The sequence below is a fragment of the Streptomyces sp. NPDC059166 genome, from assembly GCF_042755185.1.
Lineage (GTDB): Bacteria > Actinomycetota > Actinomycetes > Streptomycetales > Streptomycetaceae > Streptomyces.
This window is the reverse complement of the sequence record NZ_JBHZCI010000022.1, coordinates 2146-18353: the sequence shown is the minus strand read 5'-3', so window position 1 is coordinate 18353 and position 16208 is coordinate 2146. Positions and strand designations below refer to the sequence as shown.

Genomic DNA, 16208 nt, shown 5'->3' with positions numbered 1-16208 from the left:
CCTCAGCCGGCGAACCAGCCCTCCGCGTCCAGACGGTACGCGCTCGGGGGCGTGATCGTGCGCAGGTCGGCCTCCAGGGCACGCACTCGCTCCGCCCCGAGCACCGCCACCCACTCGGCCCGGATGCGGTCGAAGCCCTGAGCGGATCTGGCCAAGACGTCGATGCCCCGAGTGGTGAGCCGGACCAGTTTGCGGCGGCCGTCGTCGGGGTCGTCGACCCGTTCCACGTATCCGAGGCGCTCCAGCTTGTCGACGGTCTTCCCTGCCGCCTGTTTGGAGACGCCCAGCCGCCTACCGACCTCGCTGGCGCTCGCACCTTGTGCCCCGACTGCCTGGAGCGCGAAGCCGTGAGCCGGGCGGAACTCCCCGTCCCCTTGCGCTGCCAAATCCCGGTGCAGCTCGTCGATGATCGAGCGGAAGCCCGCGAACAGCAGCAGGGGCAGCTCGAACCCCGCCCCTCCCTCCGTGCTCCCGCCCTCAGCCATTGCAAAACTCGACAACCTTGTTTACCTTTTCGTCAATCACGTTGTCGAGTTTAACGCGAGGAGCCTGCCATGCCCGCTTGGAACTTCCCCGATCACACCCTCGAATCGGCGCCGCCCGCCGCCCGCCGCACCATGGAAGCCATGGCTCGGAAGCAGGACGGCCGCGTGCCGTCCGGGGTGGCTCGGCTGGCCTCGTCGCCGGAGACGCTCGACGGCTTCCTCCGGGCGAGCGCCGCCTTCGAATCCACCACCCTGGACCCCCTGGCGCGCGAGGTCGTCATCATGACCATGGCCACCCGTAACGCCTGCCACATATGCGTGGAGCTGCACACCACGAAGCTGGCCGCGCTCGGCGCGGCTCCGGAGCTCGTCGAGGCTCTGCGATCCCCGGCAGGCAGGCCCCTTCCGGACGAACGACTGGAAGGCGTGCGCCGGTTCACCCTGGAGGTCCTCGACACCTCCGGCGCGGTCACGGAGGAAGCCCTCAAGCAATTCATGTCGCTGGGTCATACCCGGCGCAACGCCCTGGAAGTGGTGCTCGGTATCGGCACCTACACCATCTCGACGCTCGCCAACCGCATGACGGGAGCGCCGGTCGGCACCGTGGCCGTGTGACGGCCGTACCCGGACGTGGAACCGTCGCTGCTCGCACCGTGCGGCCGTCACGGCGTGTTCCGGGGCGGTGTCGGGGAATCCCGCATCCCGCCCCGGAGCGCACGCCGGAGTGACCATCGCACCATTCGCTCGTTCAGCTGAACATGCCCCCACTGCGCGCAGTACCGCCGTCCGCCGGCCGCCCGTACGTGGAACGGCCCGGCGGGGAGTGGCCGGATGCCACGCCCGCCGAGCACTACGCGCGGTTCGCGCGCATCGCCTACCTGGTGCTGGCCCCCTCGCTCGGGCGCAACCGGCGTGTGCTTTCGGCGCACTGGCTGACGCAGCGGGCGCTGGCGGGGGAACCGGGCCGGGATCCGGGGCAGGCGTACGCGCGGGTGCGTCTGCGGGTGGTGCGCTCCGCGCTGGAGGCGGGGTTGCCGCTGTTCCGGTTCGCCCGGCCCCGGCGTGCCCAGTTCCCCTCCCTGGTGCCGCAGGTGTGGGGGCTGCGGCTGTTCCCGCACTCCTGCGGTGCGGAAGAACTGGCGCTGGAGCAGGCGCTGGGCTCGGTGTCGGCCGCCTGCCGGGCGGCCCATGTGCTGCGGGGGCTGGAAGGGCTGGACGACGCGGAGGTCTGCCGGGTCCTCGACGAGGCGGGGGTGGCCGACCCGAGGGCGGCGCTGCTGGAGGCGGACGCGCTCACCGCGCCTCACGCGCTGCTGTCGTCACCGGAGTTCGATCCGTGCTCCCTCCAGGCCAGGCCGTCGGACGCCGCCCGGCGCGGGCGGCGCGGGCGGGCCCTGCTGGCCGGTGTGGGCGCGCTCCTGCTGTGCGGGACGCTGATGGTGATGCCCGGGGACGGGCTCGGTGGCCCGGACGCCGCGTCCGCGCCGCTGTACGCGCGTAACCGGACCGCCCAACAGGCCCTGGACCCGGCCGCGTTGCGCCGGGTGCACCCGGGCCTCTGGAGGGCTTCGTCCCGCAGGGACTTCACCGTCTGGCCCACGCGCGGCGACCGGACCGGGGACACCGGGCTGCTGGGCCGGGCGCTCGCCGTGTGGGCGCGGCCGGGAGAGGGGGTCGCCGTGTCGGCGACGCCGGGCACGCCCGACGGTCCGCCGATGGGACCGCCGCAGCTGCTGTACGCGGGCGAGGTCGGGGCGGCGGCGGTGGTGCTGTTCCATGACGGCCTGCGGGTGGTGCGTTACGCCGAACCGCGCAACGCGGACCCGTCGGGCGGTGCCGCGCTGGACTTCGCGCGGGTGGACGGCGCGGACGCGGTCGCGGCGAGCGCGCTGGTGGTGCAGCGCCGTTCGGGTTCGCTGCGCTACCTGACCGCGCCATGGGTGCGGGAGACCGGTGTACGGGATCTGCTCGCGCCGTACGGTTCGGCGCGGCCGCTGTCCCGGGACCGGCACGGGGTGACGGGGCCGCTGGCGGACCCGGCCTCGCAGCAGGGCGGCTGCGGCTCCTGGCAGGCCCTGGAGGTGCGGGACGGCACCGCGGCGCGGCTGATGACGGATCTCGGGGAACTGACGCCCGTACGCCTGACGTCGGGGGCGCCGTCCGCCCCGCACGACGTGTCGGGCCCGGCGGAGCGGGCGGGCTGGGCGCGTACCGCCTGCCTCCTGCCGGCGGTGCGGTCGCACGGGGTGCGGTCGGTGAACTCGTGGCCGTACGCGAGGCAGCGGCTGCCGGAGGGCGCGGGCGAGGCGCTCTGGTTCTGCACCAGGGCGGAGACCTGGCGGGGTACGGGCAGCAGGGTCATGGCGCAGTTCCAGGCGCCTCCGGAGGTCTCCGGCGGCCCGGTCTCCCCGGGCGCGGTCGCGGCCCGCGCGCAGGACACCCCGGACTGCTCGACGCGCAGACCGCGGGTGCTGGCGGGTGTGCTCTGGAGGTCGGACGGCGGCCGGTGGTACGTACTGGCGGCGGGTTCCCGGCAGTTCTCGTCCCTGGCGGCCTCGGGCGGGGCACGCGGCCGGTCCGAGGGTCGGCTGCTGGCCCTGCCGACCCGGGAGGGCGACCGGCCACGGCTGGACGGGGTCCTCACCGACGGCAGCCGGGTGGGGTCGCTGCGCTGAGCGGGGGCCGCCGCGGCCCGGAGTGCTGCCGGAAGGCCTCCGGGGCCGTCCCGTTAGGCTGTTCGCCATGACGACCGGGGTGCGGCGCAGGATGGGCGTCGAGGAACGCAGGGCCCAGTTGATCGATGTCGCGCTGGAGTTGTTCAGCAGCCGTTCCCCCGACGAGGTGTCGGTCGACGAGATCGCGGCGGCGGCCGGCATCTCGCGTCCGCTCGTCTACCACTACTTCCCGGGGAAGCGCAGCCTCTACGAGGCGGCGCTGCGGCGGGCGGCCCACGATCTGGCGGGCCGGTTCGCGCAGGCGCACGAAGGTCCGCTCGGGGCGCGGCTGCTGCGGGTGATGCGCCGGTACTTCGACTTCGTGGAGGAGCACGGCCCCGGTTTCTCCGCGCTGATGCGGGGCGGCCCACGGGGCGGGTCGTCGACGGCGGACGTCCTGGCCGACGAGGTGCGTCAGGTGGCGTACGGGCAGATCCTCGCGCACCTGGGTGTGGCGTCCCCGCCCGCCAGGCTCGAACTGGTCGTGCGGTCATGGGTGTCGCTGGCGGAGTCCACGGCGCTGCTGTGGCTGGACGGGAAGCGTGTGCCGCGCCGCGAGCTGGAGTTGCAGCTGGTCCACGACTTCGCGGCGCTCGCCTCGGTGAGCGCCGCGTACGACCAGGAGATGGCGGGCATCATGCTCCGGGTGTTCGCCCAGGAGCCGGCGGACGGCCCGTTCGGCGAGCTGCTGTCCAGGCTCTCCGCCCTGGCTCCCGCCGCGCCGGCCGTCCCGCCGCAACGGCTGCCTCAGTCCTTGCGGTAGGAGGCGTCCAGGTCCCGGACCTCGGCGGAGCCGTGGACGGTCAGGCCCTCGACGGGCTTCAGGTGCCCCGCCAGCAGCTCCAGCACGGCTTCGGTGAGCCGTGCCTTGGTCTCGGGTGTGCGGCCGGGCAGCATCGCGATGGAGACGTTGACGATCGCGTCGCCCGCCGGGGCGTCACCGACGACGGACTCCTGCGCCCTGCGGAAGCGGGTCTTGCAGGCGGGCACCTTGGTGGACACGGTCTCGGCGACGAGCGGGTGCAGGGCCAGCGCGAATCCGCGGCGGTCGAAGCTGTCGTCGAGTTCGGCCGAGTAGTCGACGGTGATCTGCGGCATCGGGGCTCCCGTTGTCGAGTCGGTTGAGTACATGGACGGCGTACACGGTTGTGTACACCGTCAGCTTCGCGGGATCTCGCCGCCCGCACAAGGGAGTTCCGCGTGCCGGACACGGGACGGCCGGCCTCCGGCTCGCGGTCCCTGGGGGAACCGGAGCCGGAGGCCGGCCGGTGGTGCGGGGCGTCAGCGCGCGGAGAACACGGCGACCGTGCGCCCCGGCACCGTGAAGGCGCCCGAAGTCCTGTCGTACGAGGACTTCTTGACCACGGTGTCCGCGCCGGCGGCCTGGACGCGGTGCAGCGCGTACGCCTTCCCGGACAGCGCGGGGATCGTCTGCACCTGTGCGGTGGGGGTGGCGTTGAGGACCACGACGAGCCCGCCCAGGCGCATCGTGATCACCCCCGGTGTCTCGTCCTTGCCGGAGAGCGGGAAGGTCAGCGTGTCCTGGACCTGGGCGGCGGTGGCCAGACCGAAGTCCTTCTCACCGGTCCGGATGGTGAGCAGGTCCTGGTAGGCGTCGGAGGCGCCGCTGATCTCGGCGCACCCCGGGGTGAGCGCCGCGGAGGTGAGCAGGGGCTTGGCGTAGGACCACTTGGCCTCGTTGTCGGCGGCGGGCGGGAGCCCCCGGCCGAAGCCGTTGCCCTTGCGGCAGTCCCAGTGCAGCGCGTTGAACCAGTCGCCGCTGTCGTAGGAGTTGCGGTCCAGCGACTTGGAGCGCAGCAGGTCGGTGCCTGCCTGGGAGAGTGCCGGCCCCTGGGAGAGGACCGCTGTCGCCATGGCGACCACCTGCATACGGGCCCGTTCGGCGGGGGTGGTGTCCGCCGGGAGCTTGAAGGCGAGCGCGTCGTAGAGGGTCTCGTTGTCGTGGGCGTCGGCGTAGGCGAGGGCGTCACCGGGGGCGGCCGCGTATCCGGCGGGGGCCCCGTTGTAGTCGACGCCGGAGCCCTTGACCGTGCGGCCCTGGGTGTCGGTGAAGGTGTAGTCGGCGAGGTTGCCGGTGAGGCCGACCTTGATCAGGTCCTGGTAGTGGAGCAGCCGGGCCCTCTGTTCGGCCTGGGTGCCGTTGGCGGCGGAGGTGTTGGGGTCGGTGTAGAGGCCGGAGGCGAAGCCCTGGACGCCGGGGTCCTCGTCGAAGGGGCCGCCGCCGCGGACGGCGTCGCGGGCCCGGTCGGAGAAGGTGGCGATCCCGGTGCCGGCCATGTTCTTCTGGGTGGCCTGGACGAAGCGGGCGTCGTCGGCGATCTCGCCGAAGTTCCAGCCCTCGCCGTAGAGGATGATCTTCTTCCCGTCGACCCCGTCCTTGGCGACGGTCAGGGCGTCGAGTGCCTTGCGGACGGCCAGGATGTTGGCCTTGGGGTGGTGCCCCATGAGGTCGAAGCGGAAGCCGTCGACCTTGTACTCCTTGGCCCAGGTGACGACCGAGTCGACGACGAGCTTGCCCATCATGGTGTTCTCGGGCGCGGTGTTGGCGCAGCAGGTGGAGGTGGCGACGGTGCCGTCCTCCAGGAGCCGCTGGTAGTAGCCGGGGACGATCCGGTCGAGGACCGACTTGTCGTCCTGCCCCGAGGCGACGGTGTGGTTGTAGACGACGTCCATGACGGTCCGCAGCCCGGCGCCGTTGAGGCCCTGGACCATCTGCCGGAACTCGGTGGTGCGCTTCGTGCCGTCCGGATCGGAGGCGTAGGAGCCCTCCGGCACGGTGTAGTGCAGCGGGTCGTAGCCCCAGTTGAAGGCATCCTTCGCGGCGGCCTTCGTGACGCAGGCCTGCTGCTCCTCGGAGTCGGGGGCGTAGACCGACAGGTCGCAGGCCGGCTTCTGCTGGTCCTTCTTCTTCTCGGGGATCGTCCCGATGTCGAAGGCGGGCAGCAGGTGCACGTAGCCGGCCCCGGCGTCCGCGAGCTCCTTGAGGTGCTTCATCCCGTCGGAGCGGGTGTCGGTGAAGGCGAGGTACTGACCGGGGTGCTGGGAGGTGCTGTCGGCGATCGAGAAGTCGCGGATGTGCAGCTCCTGGATCTGGGCGTCCCGCAGCGGGACGGCCGCGGGCTTCTTCAGCGAGGACCAGCCCTTCGGGGCGAGCTTCGGGTCGTCGAGGTCGGTGACGAGGCTGCGGGCGGAGTTCGCGGTGAGGGCGGTGGAGTAGGGGTCGGTGACCTTGTTGGTGACCATCTTCTGGACGGAGGGCGCCCAGACGTCGACGGCGTAGCGGTAGGGCTTGCCGGTCCAGCTCTTCGGTCCGGTGACCGACCAGACGCCGGTGCGGTCGTCGCGGCGCATCTTCACGGTGCGGCCGTCGAGTTCGAGTGCGACGGTGCGTGCGGTGGGCGCCCAGACGGACAGCGTCGGGCTGCCCGAGCGGAAGACGGGCCCGAGGGCGGCTCCGCTCGCGGCCCTGCCGTAGAGCGCGTCCAGGACACCCGCGGTCTGCACGCCGGTGGCGGCGAGCAGGGCGCCGTTGGCGGCGCGCTGGGTGGCGATCAGCTGGCCGCGCAGGGATTCCCGGACCCTGTCCCGGTCGCGCGGGTCGACGGTGAACGCCGGGTAGTCCTTGAGGTGCGGGTACTTCGCCTTCTGCGCGTCGGTGAGCTGGGTGGTGCCGAGCCGGAGCCAGTGCCCCTCGTCGGAGAGAGCACCGTCGACGACGGAGATTCCGCCGTCCTTCGCGTAGACGAGCTGCTGGCTGGTGGCGTCGGTGGCCTTCACCTTCCAGACGACGGTGTCGGCGTCGATCCACTGGGCCTCGGCCTTGGTGAGGTCGGGCGCGGGCGCGCCGCCGGTCTGCGGCAGCAGGTAGCCGGGCTTGCCGCCGAGCATCCACACCTCGTGCCCGTAGGTGGCGATGTCGAGGGACTGGTCGCTGGGGAGGTCCTTCTCGTCACCCTTGTGCAGGATGTAGCTGAGCGAGGTGGCGCCGTCGGTGAGGGGGACCTCGAAGGTGGCCCCGTAGGCGTCGGTCCGCACGGGCTGCAGCGGCTTCGCCCAGTCGGTGGGGGAAGCGGCACCCGTCCAGGTGTGCAGCCCCCAGCCGGTGTAGTCGCCGTCGGCGCGGTGGTAGTGCAGGACGGCCTTCGAGGTGTCCTGGGGCGGGGCTTCGGGGGCTTCGGCGCTCTGGCCGTCCTTGCCCTGCTCGATCCAGACCTGCCCGGTGCGTGCGAGGTCGATCGTGCGCTCGGGTCCGTCGGCGGTGCCGTCCTTCTCGACGGTGTACGGGACGGAGGAGGCGCCCTCTTCCAGGTCGATCCAGGCGAAGGCGCCGTAGGCGTCGCGGCCGATGAAGTCGGCGGTGGCGTCCCCGGACTTCAGCTGCCAGCCCTCGTAGTCGCCGTCGGCGCGCTTGTAGTGGACGATCGCCTGGTCACGGTCGACGGCCACGGGCTTCGGCGCCGGGGGCGCCTGGCCCGCGGTCGTCGAGGCGAGGGCGCTGCCGGTGCGTCCGGCGCGGTCGACGACGACGGCCTTGTAGCGCAGCGGGGTTCCGGCCTTCACCGAGGCGTCGATGTGCTGGGTGACCTTGTACGGGGCGTGGTCGGCGGTGCCGAGGGTGACCCACTTGCCGTTGCCGGTCTGGGCGGCGAACACGACACGGTTCAGGTCTCCGCCGTCGACATCGGCGGTGACCTCGACGGTGCCGGTGGCTCCGGCGGCCGGTGCCTTCAGGGCGACCGCGGCCTTGGAGGGGGCTCCGAGCGGCTTGTCGGCGCGGAGCACCACGCTGGAGAGCGCGGGCACCGTGATCTTCACCGTGCGGTCGGACGCACTGCGGACCGCACCGGAACCGCCGTACAAGGTACGGAAGTTCATCCCCGCGGATGCGGTGGGGACCTGCACGGTCCGCGCCTCGGTGGAGCTGTTCGTGGCGACGACGTACTCGTAGGGCTTCCTGGCGTCCGTGCGCGAGTAGGCGTACACGGAGTCCTCGGAGAGGCGCTCGGTCTGGGTGCCGTCGCGCAGGGCGGGGTGCTCCCTGGTCAGCTTCGAGAGGGCGGCTATGGACCGGTAGATCGGGTGGGTGGTGTCGTAGGCGTCGGAGGCGTGCGTGCGGTCGGTCCCGATCTGGTCGTCGTCGAGGTAGTCGGCCGTCTTCGAGGCGAAGAGCGTCTGGCGTGCGTCCTTGTCGCCGCCGGCGCCGGTGTAGCCCTGCTCGTCGCCGTAGTAGACCACCGGGTTGCCGCGGCCGAGGAACATCAGCTCGTTGGCGAGGCGGGCCCGGTCGAGGAGTTCGGCGTCGGAGGCCTTCGGGTTGTCCTGCTTCAGGAAGGTCCCGATGCGGCCCATGTCGTGGTTGCCGAGGAAGGTGACCTGCTCGTAGGCGTTGGCCTTGTCGGTGGTGTAGCGGTAGTCGTCCGCGTAGAGCGAGGCGAGCTTCGAGGCCGGGGCGCCCTGGGAGGCGTACTGCCGGGCGGCTTCCTGGAAGGGGAAGTCGAGGGTCGCGTCGAGCCTGCCCCGCGTCACGTACGGGGAGGTGATGGCGGTGTCGGCGGAGTAGACCTCGCCGAACATGAAGAAGTCGTCCCGGCCGCGCTTCGCCGCGTATCCGTCGAGCGCGGTGGCCCACTGGGTCCAGAAGTCCAGGTCGACGTGCTTGACGGTGTCGATGCGGAAGCCGTCGATGTCGAAGTCGCGGACCCACTTCTCGTAGATCTTCTCCATGCCGGAGACGACCTCGGGGCGCTCGGTCCACAGGTCGTCGAGGCCGGAGAAGTCGCCGTACTCGGTGGACTCGCCGGCGTAGGTGGAGTCACCGCGGTTGTGGTACATCGTGGGGTCGTTCAGCCAGGCGGGGACCTTCTTCCCGGTGTTCACGGGGGTGTACGGGAAGGAGTCGGCGTCCACCTCCGCCACGCCCCGGGTGTCGTCGAAGGGACGGCCGTCCTCGTCGAGGTAGGGGAAGGCGCCCTTGGGCTTGTAGCCGTACTTCTTCTCGGCGTAGTCGACGGTGTCGGCGGTGTGGTTGGTGATGACGTCGAAGAAGACCTTCATGCCCTTGCCGTGGGCCTTGTCGATCAGCTTCTCGAGGTCGGCGTTGGTGCCGAAGTGCGGGTCGACCTGGGTGAAGTCGGTGATCCAGTACCCGTGGTATCCGGCCGACGCGTTCTCCCCGGTCCCCTGCACTGGCCGGTTCTTGAAGATCGGCGCGAGCCAGATCGCGGTGGTGCCGAGTCCCTTGATGTAGTCGAGCCGCTGGGTGAGCCCCTTCAGGTCACCACCCTGGTAGAAGCCCTTGTCGGTGGGGTCGTACCCGGTCTCCAGGCGTGTACCGGTCAGCCCGCCCCGGTCGTTGGAGGTGTCGCCGTTGGCGAAACGGTCCGGCAGCACGAAGTAGAACTGCTCCCGGGTCAGGTCGTGCCTGGCCGGCTCCTTCGCGAGCTTCGCGTCCGAAGGCGGTGCGGGCGGTCTGGGAGCGGCGGACGCGGAGGCCGCCGGCACGACGGGCAGCAGCGCCGCGCACAGGGCGGCGACGGCTCCCCGCCGCAGAGTGGTTCGGGACACGGGCGGGTACTCCTCGGCGTTCGGGGATCGGGCGGGTGGAGCGGTGCGGGCCGGGGAGTCCACCGTGGTGTCCCCGGCCCGCACGGGACGTGATCAGCTGCGCCAGACGTCGGCGGTGAGCGTGACCTTTCCGGAGGACGGGACGGTGGCGGTGCGGTTGGCGCCGCTCTCCCAGGTGACGTTGCCGTTCGCGTCCTTGCGGAGGTACTTGTACTCGAACGCGGTGCCGGCGGGCAGGGCCACGTCGAGCTTCCAGACGGGGTACGTCGCCGGGTCGAGCTTGAGCGCGGAGGCCGGGGCCCAGTTGCCGAGCGCGGCCTGGTTGCCGGTGACGTAGATGTTCTGGCCCAGCTGGGTCGTGGCGTTCACCCCGAAGGAGGCTCCTGACTGCCCGGTACCGGGGTCCGGGTCGGGGGTGGTGCCGCCACCCGCGCAGGTGCGGGCGTTCACATGGAGCGCGACGGCGGTGTTCGAACCGAGGGTGGCGGTGAACTGCCCGGAGCCGTTGACGGTGACCCCCTTGCCGGACTGCACGTCGCAGTAGTCACCCGCGGGCAGTGAGGTCTGGAAGGTGCGGGTCAGCGAGGAACCCTCGTGGTTGATCGCCACGTACGCCTTGGCGCCGCGCCCGAAGGCGATCTGGTCGCCGCCGTTGTCCCACCAGTTCGTGACGCCCTGCCCCCGGGCGGTGTTGCGGAAGCCCACCATGGAGGAGATCTCCCGCCAGGCGTGCTGGCACTTCCAGCCGTCGCTGTAGCAGGCGTTCACCTGGCCGCCGTTGGGCGGGCCTGCGTCCTTGTCGGACCACTCGTAGCCGGAGTGGACGTCCGGTGAGCCGTAGGGGTAGGCCAGCATGAAGACGCTCGCCAGGGTGTAGTTGGCGCCGTCCTTGTAGGTGAGGGTGTCGCCGCCGCGCTCGGTGTCGTGGTTGTCGACGAAGACCGCCGACTTCCCCGACTCCATGAAGCCCCAGCCCTCCCCGAAGTTCTTCAGGTCGGCGAGGTTCTGGCTGTTGAAGACCTGCTTGAGGCTGCGCGCGTACCGGAACTCCTGGACGTCCCCGGTGCCGAGGTACTCGGAGGGCGAGACGGCCTCGCCGCCCCCGTAGATCGCCTCCTGCTTCCAGTAGACGTTCGGGTCGGTGAGCCGGGACTTGATGTTCGCGAGGTCGCCGGCGGGCATGTGCTTGGCCGCGTCGATCCGGAAGCCGTCCACACCGAGCGAAAGGAGGTCGTTGAGGTACCCGGCTATCTTGCCGCGTACGTAGTCCTCGCCGGTGTCGAGGTCGGCGAGGCCGACGAGTTCGCAGTTCTGGACGTTGGCCCGGTCGCCGTAGTTGGTGATCTGCGACTGGCAGTCGTTCATGTCGTTGACGGAGTAGAGGCCCGGGTAGTCGTACTTGCCGTACGAGGACCCGCCGGTGCCGGTGCCGGACCCGGCGGACATGTGGTTGATCACCGAGTCGGCGACGACCTTCACCCCGGCCGCATGGCAGGTGCTCACCATGTTCGCGAAGGCCGTACGGTCCCCGAGGCGGCCTGCGATCTTGTAGCTGACCGGCTGGTACGAGGTCCACCACTGGGAGCCCTGGATGTGCTCCTGGGGCGGCGAGACCTGGACGTAGCCGTATCCGGCCGGGCCGAGGCTGTCGGTGCACGCCTTGGCGACCGAGCTGAACTTCCACTCGAACATGACGGCGGTGACGTCCTTGGTGCCGGGCGGGGCCGCCTGCGCGGTGGTGGCGGCGCCGAGGCCGGTGGGGACGGCGAGGGCGGCGGCTCCCAGGGCGAGCGCGAGCGCGCCGGACAAGGGACTGCGTGCCATGACTTTCCTCCTGCGGTGGGGGAAACACGGGGATGGCGGAGCAGCCTCACATGGCAACGCGCCGTGCCCTCAAGGCTCTTTGAAGGTTCTTGCAGCAAGGATGCAAACCCTGTGCGCAGCAGACCGTACGAGCCCACTCCGCCTCGGTCAAGCCCCTGGACACAATGCGATTACGTCCCGCTCACATCGCCGAAATCCTGGAGATTCCTGACTGCAAGGTCTTACGCAAGATATTGCGGGCCTGTTAAGTTCGTCCCGACTCCGGACCGGTCGGCCGGGGGGCCGGCACGCCGGGCCCCACGCGCCCGGCCGACCGGTCCGGTCACGACGTGGAGAGGCCCCGGAGTCGCTTCCCCGCCGGCCCACCCTGGGCCGACTCCGAGGCCTCTCCCGCGCGTCGCCCCGCCCCGACCCGCCCGCAAGGGCGGTGAATCGCAGGTCTCACGCGCCTCGGGCGTGGGAGCATGCGGTCGGCCGACGAGGGGGAAGCATGGGACTCACCTACAGCTATGCCACCTATCTGCGTCCCCGCCGGGTCGCGAGACTGCTCGGGCAACTGGCCGGCCTGGCGCCACCCGAGTACGGCGCTCAGCCGACCGAGATCATCCTCCCGGGCGGGGAGCGGCTCGTCGTCCCGTTCCGGTCCCAGGCGGCCCCTGGCGAGCCGGTCGACGCATCCGACGGCAGCGCGTTCGAGCTCGACACCTCGCTCATGTTCGAACCGGACGAGGCGCTGGTCGAGTACGCCAGGGACTACGGCCCCGCCGCCGAGCCGGACGGCCGTGTCCAGATCGGGTACGTCTACGCATCGGTGCGGTTCTCCTCGCACCTGCATCCCGGCTACGCGGAGGTGGACTGCTGGGCCGCGACGTCGGGGATGAGCCGGCTCTTCGCACGCTCGCCCAGCATCAGGAGGACCTTCACCGGCATCGCGGCGTCATCCGGCGGGGTGTGCTGCCTGTTCGACACCGGCGACGGCGGCCCGGCGCAGGTGTGCTGGATGGCCGACGAGGCGATCCGCGGGACGGTGCCGGACCCGTGGTACCCCGACCGGGACGCTCTCGTGGCGGGTTGGCCCGACCCCGGGTGACGGCTCCCGCCCGGGAGCCTTCCACCACGTCACGTGACGGGCGCATGCGTCGGCGACACCCGCACCCCCTCGTTCTCGCGCACGCCGGGCGTCGGGGCAGGCGGGTCACCGATCGCCGAGGGGTTCCTCGTCGAAGATCTCCTCGGAGAGCGGGAGGTGTGGAAGGAGAGGTCCGCAGCCACCGGGTTTCCGTTCGGATTCAGGCGACTGTCGCCAGGTCGTTACGGCAGTCGCCGCAGTGGCCGGGGTGGCGCGAACGGAAGGCCCGGTCGCAGCGGTCGCAGTTCTGGAGCGGGATGACGATGGCCCTGGGACGGGCCGCTTCCAGTTCGCGGGCGCCCGGCAGCGGGGGCGGCAGGAGCGCGGTGATCCGGTGCCGCAGGAGCTTGGCCGGGTGCTTCAGCGGTACGGGGAGGTCGGCCGTGAGGGCCTGCCTCACGGTGTCGGGATGCGCCTGGCGTTCGAGCCAGGTGGCCACCCCGGGTGCCAGCGCGCTGACATCCGCCTCGGACAGCACCAGTTGAGGAGCGAGGCGCCGGAGATCGGCGAGCAGCGCTGCGGCGGCGTCCCTCAACTCCGGAGTGAGCACCTGCGGCTGCGGCAGCGGCGGGGGCGGTGCCGTACGTGCGGTGGGGGCCGGGCCGAAGACGGGGGCGGGATCCGGCGTGGGGGCGGGGTCCGGCGTCGTGGGGGCGGGGTCCGGCGTGGGGGCGGGGTCCGGCTGCTGCGGGGGCCCGGTCCGCGTCGACTGCGGCTCCGGCGACGCGGGGCGCGTCGGCTGCGGCTCCGGCTGGGGTGCGGGCTCGGGAGGCAGCGGCGGCGGGGCGGGGGCCCGTGGCGGCAGTGGCCGTGCGGGCCTGGCCGGAGGCACCGGCTCGGCGGTGCCACGAGCGGGGCGAGGCGCGGACGCCACAACGGTGGCCTTAGCGGCGCCTGGCCGGTTGTACGACACCGTGCGTGTCACCACCCGGCCGTCGGCGAGGCGGACCCGGCTTCGGTGCAGATAGCCGGACGCCTCCAACTCCCGCAGGGCGGCGGCGATACGGGTCTCGCTCTCCGGGAAGCGTTCGGCGAGACGCTTGATTCCGATCTTCGCCCCGGCCGGCAGCGACTGGATGTGCACGGCCAGGCCGACCGCGACGAGCGACAGGCCTCGGTGCTGGGCGAGGTGGTTGCCGATGACGGTGAAGCCTGCGGTGTGCCGGACGTTGACGTGGATCACGCCCGCGGCGACGGGCCGGGCGCACGGGGGCGCGGTAACCTGCTGGGTATCCATCGGGAAGCTCCGTACTTCCTCGGTGGTCAGGCCCTCGATCAGGATGCCAGTCCAGTCGGGGGCCGTCTCATGTCTGCTTGGTCGGAGTGAGCATATGCCCGACAACGCCACCCAAATCCAGCTCAGTTGCGTCATGTCACCCGAGCGAGTGACGGAGCACGCATGCGGGACGGGTCGGGTGGGGATGGGTGATTTCCCCAGTCCTTTCAAAGCCATTTGATGTCGTGGGCGACCGGGTCGCGGCTCACCGGGTCGCGGGAATCCGCGCCCCGGTGAGCCGGGACGCGGCGCTCACCCGGCGAGATCGACCTCGGCCCAGACCGTCTTGCAGGGGAGCGGCCCGGCGTCGACACCCCACCGGTCCGCCAGAGCATCGACGATGAGCAGACCCCGCCCCGATTCCGCATCCGGAGCGGGCCGTTCCACACAACCAGGCGCGGGCGGAAGCCGGTCACCCCGGGTGTCGGTCACCTCGATCCGGAGCAGCGATCCACCGTGGATCGCGACGCTCATCCTGAAATCCCTCCCCTGCACACGCCCGTGCGAAGCAGCGTTCGCGGCCAGCTCGGCCACCAGGTGCGCAGCCGGCTCGACGGGAAGCCCCCAGTCCCCCAGGTGCGCCGTGGTCAGCAGGCGGGCGAGCCTGGCACCCCGGGGCGTGGGCGAGAGCAGCACGCTGAACTGCCTGGTGGGAGCGGAATGTTCGGTTCGAGTGATTTCTTGGGTCACACCGGTCAGCGTGAGCCTCTCGACCTACCGCGAGACGTGAAATCATGGTTACGTACAGTGACTGTCCACTCCTTGTCCAGCGCTGTCCCGGCTGTCCGGGGTGACTCATGGGGGACGACAGGCATTGAGGCAGAACGGGCAGCGCGTCTGAAGTGAGGCACGGATGAGCGTGGACGAGGCGAGCGCGGCGCAGGTGGGTAACCGCGCGGACGAGCCGGGATGGGAAGTGGACCCCGACGACGAGTCAGGGGTCGCGATGGCGGCCACGGTGGGTCGGCAGATCAAGGCATGGCGAGAGGCGGCGGGCCTGCGAGCGGGCGAGTTCGGGGCCGCGATCGGGTACGGCGAGGACCTTGTCTACAAGGTGGAGGGAGGAAGACGCATCCCCCGGCCGGAGTTCCTGGACAGGGCGGACGAGGTGCTGGGGGCGGGCGGGAAGATCGCGCTGCTCAAACGGGAATTGGCGGAGGTCCGATACCCGAAGAAGGTCAGGGACCTCGCGAAGCTGGAGGCCAGGGCCGTCGAGTTGGAGGCGTACCACCACCACAACGTCAATGGTCTACTGCAGACCGAGGAGCACATGAGAGCCCTGTTCGCCTCGTGGCTGCCGGCCTACACCCAGGACGAGACGGACCGGGCAGTCGCGGCACGACTCGCCCGGCAGTCCATCTTCGATCGGGCTTCGGCACCTTCCTTGAGCTTCGTACAGGAGGAGGTGACGCTTCGTCGTCCGGTCGGTGGCACAATAGCTCTACGTCACCAACTCGAACGCCTGCTGGAGCTTGGGCGCCTGCGCAACGTGGCCATCCAGGTGATGCCGACGCACAGGGAGGAGCATCCCGGCACAGGCGGATTGATCGAAGTCCTGAGATTCCCCGACGGCAGCGCCGTGGGGCGTTCGGAGGGGGCATTCGGCGGCCGCCCGGTTTCCGACCCCAAGCAACTCAGGATCCTCGGACTGCGCTATGGCATGATCCGGGCGCAGGCTCTTACGCCACGTGAGTCGCTGGCCTTCATTGAGCAACTGCTGGGAGAGACATGATCCAAAAGCCTTCCGCGGACGACGCCACGGAGCTGCACTGGCTCAGGAGCAGCTACAGCAGCAGTGGTGACGGCAACGACTGCGTCGAAGTCGCGACCACCCGAAACACCGTCCACGTCCGCGACTCCAAGAACATTCCCGGCCCCCGCCTCGGCTTCACTCCACGCACGTGGGGTGCGTTCCTCGCATACGCCTCCGGACGCTGACCAGCACTCCCGGGACCGCACACCGCGGCGCCTCTCCAGCCGCCGGGCAGGAGCCCGGCCTGCTGAAGCGTCCACGCGGCGCCGCGTGGGTCCGGCCGCCGAGCGGGCCGGCCCTGAGGGCGCGGGCGCGCCTCTGGGCGGGAGCGGTGTGCCGGCAGGCGGCAGGCGGCAGGCGGCAGGCGGCAGGCGGCAGGCGGCAGGCGGCAGGCGGCAGGCGGCAGGCGGCAGGCGGCAGGCGGCAGGCGGCAGGCGGCAGG

The 16208-nt window shown here is 71.3% G+C and carries 12 protein-coding genes; 6 read left to right on the top strand and 6 right to left on the bottom strand.

Features of this window, described 5'->3' with window-relative positions; translation table 11 throughout:
- Positions 1 to 2: 2 nt before the first annotated feature.
- Positions 3 to 485 (bottom strand): MarR family winged helix-turn-helix transcriptional regulator, encoded by a 483-nt coding sequence (locus ACFXOA_RS18100; protein ID WP_385028870.1) that lies wholly within the window; start codon positions 483 to 485, stop codon positions 3 to 5.
- Positions 486 to 554: 69 nt separating this feature from the next.
- On the opposite strand from ACFXOA_RS18100, the gene ACFXOA_RS18095 reads away from it, so the two are divergent.
- From ACFXOA_RS18095 to ACFXOA_RS18085, 3 genes are all read left to right on the top strand, one after another.
- A complete protein-coding gene (locus ACFXOA_RS18095; RefSeq protein WP_385028868.1) occupies positions 555 to 1100 on the top strand; it encodes a carboxymuconolactone decarboxylase family protein in 546 nt (181 codons plus the stop codon).
- A gap of 143 nt (positions 1101 to 1243) precedes the next feature.
- A complete protein-coding gene (locus ACFXOA_RS18090; protein WP_385028865.1) occupies positions 1244 to 3160 on the top strand; it encodes a hypothetical protein in 1917 nt (638 codons plus the stop codon).
- Between the two features lie 67 nt (positions 3161 to 3227).
- On the top strand, positions 3228 to 3962 hold the full coding sequence (locus tag ACFXOA_RS18085) for a TetR/AcrR family transcriptional regulator (protein ID WP_385028862.1): 735 nt from the start codon (positions 3228 to 3230) through the stop codon (positions 3960 to 3962).
- On the opposite strand, the gene ACFXOA_RS18080 is transcribed toward ACFXOA_RS18085, so the two are convergent.
- The 3 genes from ACFXOA_RS18080 to ACFXOA_RS18070 all read right to left on the bottom strand — a co-directional run bounded on the left by ACFXOA_RS18080 (position 3947) and on the right by ACFXOA_RS18070 (position 11608).
- On the bottom strand, positions 3947 to 4297 hold the full coding sequence (locus tag ACFXOA_RS18080; RefSeq protein WP_385028859.1) for a 5-carboxymethyl-2-hydroxymuconate Delta-isomerase: 351 nt from the start codon (positions 4295 to 4297) through the stop codon (positions 3947 to 3949). The genes ACFXOA_RS18085 and ACFXOA_RS18080 overlap by 16 nt on opposite strands.
- 183 nt (positions 4298 to 4480) lie before the next feature.
- Entirely contained in the window at positions 4481 to 9784 is a 5304-nt protein-coding gene (gene pulA / locus ACFXOA_RS18075; protein WP_385028856.1) for a pullulanase-type alpha-1,6-glucosidase, read from the bottom strand.
- Between the two features lie 93 nt (positions 9785 to 9877).
- Positions 9878 to 11608, bottom strand: a complete 1731-nt coding sequence (locus ACFXOA_RS18070; RefSeq protein ID WP_385028853.1) for a carbohydrate-binding module family 20 domain-containing protein — start codon at positions 11606 to 11608, stop codon at positions 9878 to 9880.
- 490 nt (positions 11609 to 12098) lie between these two features.
- On the opposite strand from ACFXOA_RS18070, the gene ACFXOA_RS18065 reads away from it, so the two are divergent.
- Entirely contained in the window at positions 12099 to 12698 is a 600-nt protein-coding gene (locus ACFXOA_RS18065; protein ID WP_385028850.1) for a hypothetical protein, read from the top strand.
- A gap of 199 nt (positions 12699 to 12897) precedes the next feature.
- Here ACFXOA_RS18065 and ACFXOA_RS18060 read toward each other — a convergent pair whose 3' ends face one another.
- Together ACFXOA_RS18060 and ACFXOA_RS18055 are read right to left on the bottom strand one after the other, a co-directional pair.
- On the bottom strand, positions 12898 to 13974 hold the full coding sequence (locus ACFXOA_RS18060) for a helix-turn-helix domain-containing protein (RefSeq protein ID WP_385028847.1): 1077 nt from the start codon (positions 13972 to 13974) through the stop codon (positions 12898 to 12900).
- A 291-nt stretch (positions 13975 to 14265) separates the two neighbouring features.
- Positions 14266 to 14703 carry an ATP-binding protein gene (locus ACFXOA_RS18055; protein ID WP_385028844.1) on the bottom strand — a complete coding sequence of 146 codons (438 nt, stop codon included), beginning with the start codon at positions 14701 to 14703 and terminating at the stop codon, positions 14266 to 14268.
- A 163-nt stretch (positions 14704 to 14866) separates the two neighbouring features.
- Between ACFXOA_RS18055 and ACFXOA_RS18050 the strand changes: the two genes are divergently transcribed.
- Together ACFXOA_RS18050 and ACFXOA_RS18045 are read left to right on the top strand one after the other, a co-directional pair.
- On the top strand, positions 14867 to 15745 hold the full coding sequence (locus ACFXOA_RS18050; RefSeq protein ID WP_385028841.1) for a helix-turn-helix domain-containing protein: 879 nt from the start codon (positions 14867 to 14869) through the stop codon (positions 15743 to 15745).
- Entirely contained in the window at positions 15742 to 15951 is a 210-nt protein-coding gene (locus tag ACFXOA_RS18045) for a DUF397 domain-containing protein (RefSeq protein WP_385028838.1), read from the top strand. Before ACFXOA_RS18050 ends, ACFXOA_RS18045 begins: the two co-directional genes overlap by 4 nt.
- The last annotated feature ends 257 nt before the right edge of the window (positions 15952 to 16208 follow it).